This window comes from Candidatus Atribacteria bacterium, assembly GCA_011056645.1.
Taxonomy (GTDB): Bacteria; Atribacterota; Phoenicimicrobiia; order Phoenicimicrobiales; family Phoenicimicrobiaceae; genus Sediminicultor; species Sediminicultor quartus.
The window spans coordinates 1-6,397 of the sequence record DSEL01000045.1; the positions used below are offsets into that span (position 1 = coordinate 1).

Below are 6,397 nucleotides of genomic sequence, written 5' to 3' on the forward strand. Positions count from 1 at the left end.
GGCCTTAAAGGGTGCTTTACATAAATTATTTAGCAATGATGACCCTGTAACTATAGGAAATGTATTTATAGATGGAGATGAACAATATATTGGTGAATACGGAAGAAATCTTAATACAGCTAAAATAATAAGAAAATTACAATTAGAAAAAAGAGAATATGTTAATTTTTTAGATAACTCTAAAATAATTCCACAAAGAAGTAATCATCTAAAATTAAGAAGTGGGCAGAAGGCAGAGGATAGCAATTTATTACAATTGTGTGATATTTTAATTGGCGGAGTTCGTTTTCATTCGTATTATCCGAATATCAATATTACTAAATATCGTATAAGTGAACCTTGTAAATATTTACTAGAACATGATCAAGATAATATTGCTAGAATGAAAGAAAGTAGGTATTTTAATGGATTTTTGTTAAATGAAGCCTGGATTGAAGATGATGAATGGAAATTTGGGCAACTTAATATTGGTAATTATAATAATTCAGAACAATTAGCTTTAAATTTTTAAAAAGATTAATTTAAATAGAATAAATAGAGACACATCCAATTTTCTTAAATAAAGAAGGCGTATCAAGGCAATAGTCCGGTAACTTTTAGGTTGTTCTGTAAAAAAAAGAGGAGAGAAATAATAAAAAAGTGGATCGATCCCGGAAATATTGAAGATATAAAAAGCTAGTAATGAATATTATTAGAGGGAAATAGAAAAATGATATTACCTAAAATTATAAGGGGGTATCAAAGAAAATGAAAAAACTTGAGAGAATTTTAATTTATTCAGTTTTAGCAATATTGGTGTTTTATGTTTTCTTGGTAGATGGAAATAATGAAAGTCAGGTAGTTATTCAGGAGGAAATCAAGGCCAAGAGCATAGAAATTGTGAATGATGAAGGGCGATCAGTTATTTTGTTATCTGCTAGTGGAGACGGTGATGGAGCAATAATTATTAATAATAAATACGGCACTCCCGTTGCCTTAATGGGAGCCAGCAAGAATGGTGGGATAATGGGCGTTACTAATAAAGACGGCACCCCTGTTGTTATTATGAGAACCACTGAATATGGTAATGGAGATATAGTTGTTAATAATAAAGGCGGCGCTTCTGTTGCTGGCATGGGTGTTGATGAAAATGATAATGGAAATATAGGAGTTTTTAATAAATCTGGTGAAATAATTGGTAATTTACCATAGACACATAAATAAATGATATTGCAAGTTTTTTTGTTCAGCAATCCCAAATTATCAGAGTGAGGTGGTAGGTTAGTGTTAGGTTAGACGATAAAACTGTTATAATAACCAAAAAAATGTCTTGACCGAGAAAGCTGTAACACATTATAAGAAGGGTAAAAAAGCAAAAGATATTTATGAATATATTATAGGATTATTAATAAATTCTAAAAAATAATCAATATTCCTAAAAATGTAGGTGTAAAAATATGAATAAATTCGGACTACTATATAGGTGGCAAAAAGTAATTATTTGGATTATAGGAATACTTACTTTTATTGGAAGTGCTTTTAAAAATATTGAGAAAGGATTCAATATTGGTTCTTTGATCAGTGCAGTCATCGGTGTTGGAATAAATGTCTTAATTTTATGGTTATTATTTAAAGCTGGTAACTGGGTCTATCAATCTATTCAGAGGGCGAAGATGAAATAAAAAAAGAGGGTATATATGAATAAATATAAAATAAAAAGCGGTATTAAGTATATTATTTTTACAGCTTTGGTAATTTATTTCTTTTCTGTAATTTTTTATCTATTTATCTTTCCCAATAAAACCATTGAACAAATTATTTTTTTATGTGGAACTGCTTGTTTGGTAGTTTGGATATATATTTTAGAAAGAGAGAAATCTATATTGCGGGTTGAATTATTAAAAAGATTAAGAGCAGATTTATTGTTAAAATCAGAGTGCGCTAAAGCGGGAGTTGCCAATAAATACAAAGAAGAGAAAGAAGAAGATCTTTTAGTTTATATTTTAAGTTTATTGGGTTACAAAAAAGAACCATTAAAAACAGTAGAAAATGTTAATGATTTATTAAAATATGTCACTTAAGAATCAATAGTGCACTTTTGATTTTCAAGTGACATATTCAAACCAATAATTGACACCTATTTGCTTATAATATATATTACTTGTAACACACCCGCTACGCCTCTTAAAAATGCGCACCCTGGCGGGTTTTTTTATTTGGAGGTTTAAAAAGAACAGACAGTAATAATATTTCAAAAGATTGCTTTGGAATTGACGAAAAGATACTTTCTTCATAGATTCACACCCTGGTATATATTAGGAACTTATGTACCCATCATAGCCGTATATAGAATAGGACGCTTGCCATTAAACCCAAGGTTCCAAATAAATTAGCTGAATGGAAAGAGATTTCGAATTCCAAAATATTTTACCTTTTTTTGATATTTAAGAAGTTAATCATTATCCTTGGAGAATGGGAATATTTTAAAAACAATTTATTACAATTATTGGAAAAGTACAATGATGTTGATATAAAAAGCATGGGTTTCCCGGTTGATTGGAAAGATCGGATTAATACTATTTGAATTAATTAAGCAAAATAAATATCCGAAGAGTTTAAGAAACGGTATAAAGATTATTGAAATTTTATCCCAATTCTACTTTTTATCTCTTATCTTTGTGATATTAAACAAATACCAAAAGAGGCTCATTAAAAAGAAAATGAAACTTTATACTATAAATTTTTTGGCAAATAAAAAGCCCGCTTTGTTATCGGCAAAGCGAGCTTGTAAAGGAGGTATAATTATGAAAAAGATTGTTTACTGTTTTGCTTGACATGAGTTAAACAATAAATAATTATACAGGCAATAGTTTAGCACTTTTAAAAATGTTGTCAAGCGAATTTGGAATTTTGGAATGCTAAATACCTAGGAAGTTGGCACTTAGAAGATACTTATCTTTTTGTTACCTTAGAGCCTTGTCCGATGTGTGCCTATGCGATGCTTCAGGCTAGAATGAATAAATTAATATTCGGGACCCTTGACCCCAAAGCCGGGGCAGCAGGCAGCATCATTAACATCTTGCAAGATAAGAGATATAATCATCAAATAGAAGTAGTAAATGGTATTTTAGAAAAGGAATGCGGTTAATTTTAAAAAAATTATTTCAGGAAAGACGCTGAACTTAATGGTGTATCTATATACGTTAGTTAGTTACATGGTTAGCTAGTTAAGGAAGAAGAATATTAAGGAATAAATACTAAACTCATTAACTAATTAACCAACTAACCAAGTAACCAAGGAAAAAGGAGAGGTGGCTGAGTTTGGTTGAAAACGAGCGCTCGACTCGAAATCGAGTAGATAGGTTGTTCCTGTCTCATGGGTTCAAATCCCACCCTCTCCGCCAATTGAAAAATGTGACATTTATACCATCATTCACTAGCTTTCTCATTAACTTACCGTTTTAATAGAACGATTAAAGAACCTGAAAAAATATGGGCTTGAACTTCATTTTGGCCAAAAGCAGGCTTCCCTCTTTTTTAATTGGACTACTTTCATTTTATTTGTTATCATATTTAAGAAGGGTTAGATATACACCCATACTAATACTATCAAACTTAGGAACTATGAAAAGTCAAAACAATAATGAAACGATAAGATAAAACAACTTCGCAATAAGCAAGGATTAACGCAAGACGAATTGGCGAGAAAATCCGGTCTTCCTTATACGACGCTGACCAAAATTGAAAAAAATGTTATTACCAAGCTGTCTATTCAAACAGTCGTAAAGAATTGCTAACGGGCTTGGTATAGTGCTGCGCCAGGACATTGTATCCACTCCAGCTGCCAATCTCTTCGACACCCTATCTAACATTATTGGTATCACAAACCGAATATTGCTGTCAGCATCTGGTAACTGCGAATTTGGAATTTTTGATTGAAATATTTTTTCTCTCTCCTCATTAATTATTACCATTCCAGGGATCATATTTGATTTAGATCTGATTTACTCCCTTTTACCTGATTTAAATTTATCAATCCTGGCCACTCTGGCCAATCTAATTAATTCACCTGGCTAATTTAATCTACTCCGGCTATCTCTAATTTTACAACTCATCCACGTACGGGGCAGGTAACTTTCCTTCCCCCTTAAATCCCCCCTAAAACCCTCCTCTTATCCCCCTTCTTTTTATTTTTTGCTCCTTGGCTCAAAAGCTACGAGTTAATAGGAGTTAATAGGAACAGACACCTATTAACCTTATTTTTCTGAAAAACTAAAATAATTAAAACAAAATTATCATTTTAAAACAAATAATTGACACCTATTTGCTTTTAATATATATTACACGTAACACACCCGCTACGCCTCTTAACAATGCGCACCCTGGCGGGTTTTTCTTTTGTAAAAGTTTTTTGCATAAATTTACAAAATCTTACAACATTTCAAGAATATCCTAATCGAATGACAGACAATCGATATTATTTTAGAAATAAATCCAAAATGAAGACCTCATGCAAAAGAAAGCGGAATCATAGTAATGAATTGAGAATCTCTACCAAAGATGTTATTATTTTAGGTAGGAAAGAATTCATATTAAAGTAAAATATAATTTAAGTAGGGAAAAATATGGAAACACAAAATATTGAGTATAAACCTTCCTGGAGAGATGAATATCTCAAGGTCATCGTTGCTTTTGCCAATAAAGACGGTGGGGAATTGATAATTGGGGTAGATGATAATGGTCATCCTATAGGGGTTAATAAATCTAAAAAATTATTAGAAGATATTCCTAATAAAATAAGAAATATATTAGGAATAATTCCTTCAGTTAAAATTGAAAAAGTGGAAGATAAAGATATAATTCATATCTTTATCAATCCTTCTTCTGTATCTATATCTCATAATGGAAAATATTATATTAGAAGTGGAAGTAATAGCTTCGAATTAAAGGGAGAAGAGCTTACTAATTTTCTTATAGAGAAATCCGGAAAGACCTGGGATGAATTTGTGGAGGCGAAAGCAGGTTTTAAGGATATTAACCTAAAGACTATCGATGAATTTAAAAAATACGCGGAGGATAGAATTCCTTCTATTGTTGCAGAAAAAGATTGTCAGACAATTCTTGAAAAATTAAACTTACAGGAAGATAAAAAATTAAAAAAAGCAGCAATTTTACTTTTTGGTAAAAATCCTCAATAATTCTATCCTGCTGCTTATCTAAAGATTGGAAAGTTTCTGACCGAGACCGAAATTCAGAGTAGTGATATTGTTGAAGGGAATCTTTTTGAGCAAATTACCAGTGCCTTAGAAATTTTAAGAACCAAATATTTAATCAGCAAAATTAAATTTGAAGGAATTCACAGAAGAGAAATTTTAGAATATCCTTATGAAGCTTTAAGAGAGGCAATAATAAATGCTCTTATTCATAGAAATTATTTAGGGACTTCTTCCATTCAGATAAGAGTATATAATGATAGATTGGTCATAATGAATGAAGGGAAGCTTCCCCCTGAAGTCCCGATAGAAAAATTAAAGACAGAACATCTATCCAAACCAAGGAATACTCTTTTAGCAGATGTTTTTTATAAGGCAGGTTTTATAGAAAGCTGGGGTAGAGGGACGATCAAGATAATGGAGAAGTGCCAGGATCAGGGACTCCCTGAACCTGATTTTGAGGAAGACCACGGGGTTTTTGTCGTAAAATTTTACCAGAATAAATGGAATGAAGAGAATCTTAAGAAGTTAGGAATTAATGAAAGACAGATTAAGGCAGTAATATATGTAAAAGAAAAAGGAAAGATTACTAACAAAGAATATCGTGAACTTACAGGCTTTCGGACGAAGGAGCAAGATTAGATTTAATCGAATTATCTAAAAGGAATTTAATCCGGCCAATAGGAAAAGGAAGAAGTGCCCATTACATACTTGGTATTTTTGGCGATTAGTTGGCATTTAATTGGCGATTAAAGTAATTGGAATAATTAGATACTGTGTTAAAAGTCAACCCACAAACTCTCCTTTAAACACCGTAGTTTATTGTAAATATTTTAAAGAATCTAGGCAGCAACATATCCTGTCTTATCTCGATACATGGCATGAGCGATTAAAAGTATCTTTCTCATAGAAGCAACCACGGCTAATTTCTTGTTCTTATGATTAGCTATTAATCTTTGGTAAAATATTTTTATCTTTTGATGATGTACGGTAGCACACAGTGTAGGTAAATAGAGTACCTTACGGTAGATTCCCTTACCATTTTTACTGATCTTGACTTTATGTTTTACCGAGGTTCCATAATATACAAGGGACAGACACCCATTTTCTTAAATAATTAATATTTTACTTTTAAATTAGTAGGTAACCCGATAAAGGGTAAGATCTTCCAATGTAGCAAAGACATGCTATGTTAACCACATGAC

The 6,397-nt window shown here is 31.5% G+C and carries 6 protein-coding genes, 1 tRNA gene and 1 pseudogene; all 8 read left to right on the forward strand.

The window, feature by feature from the left end; genetic code table 11:
* The first annotated feature begins 747 nt into the window (after window positions 1–747).
* Entirely contained in the window at window positions 748–1,191 is a 444-nt protein-coding gene (locus tag ENO17_01685; protein ID HER23757.1) for a hypothetical protein, read from the forward strand.
* A gap of 245 nt (window positions 1,192–1,436) precedes the next feature.
* Window positions 1,437–1,661 (forward strand): hypothetical protein, encoded by a 225-nt coding sequence (locus ENO17_01690; GenBank protein HER23758.1) that lies wholly within the window; start codon window positions 1,437–1,439, stop codon window positions 1,659–1,661.
* Between the two features lie 15 nt (window positions 1,662–1,676).
* Window positions 1,677–2,060 carry a hypothetical protein gene (locus ENO17_01695; GenBank protein ID HER23759.1) on the forward strand — a complete coding sequence of 128 codons (384 nt, stop codon included), beginning with the start codon at window positions 1,677–1,679 and terminating at the stop codon, window positions 2,058–2,060.
* 821 nt (window positions 2,061–2,881) lie between these two features.
* Window positions 2,882–3,127, forward strand: a complete 246-nt coding sequence (locus tag ENO17_01700) for a nucleoside deaminase (protein ID HER23760.1) — start codon at window positions 2,882–2,884, stop codon at window positions 3,125–3,127.
* A 157-nt stretch (window positions 3,128–3,284) separates the two neighbouring features.
* Window positions 3,285–3,383: transfer RNA gene (locus tag ENO17_01705), tRNA-Ser, on the forward strand.
* Window positions 3,384–3,635: 252 nt separating this feature from the next.
* A pseudogene (locus ENO17_01710) lies at window positions 3,636–3,918 on the forward strand (XRE family transcriptional regulator).
* A gap of 686 nt (window positions 3,919–4,604) precedes the next feature.
* Complete coding sequence (locus tag ENO17_01715; GenBank protein HER23761.1) at window positions 4,605–5,177, forward strand: hypothetical protein; 573 nt, start codon at window positions 4,605–4,607, stop codon at window positions 5,175–5,177.
* Window positions 5,178–5,456: 279 nt separating this feature from the next.
* Window positions 5,457–5,834: a transcriptional regulator gene (locus tag ENO17_01720; GenBank protein ID HER23762.1), complete on the forward strand. Its 378-nt coding sequence runs from the start codon at window positions 5,457–5,459 to the stop codon at window positions 5,832–5,834.
* Window positions 5,835–6,397 lie beyond the last annotated feature (563 nt).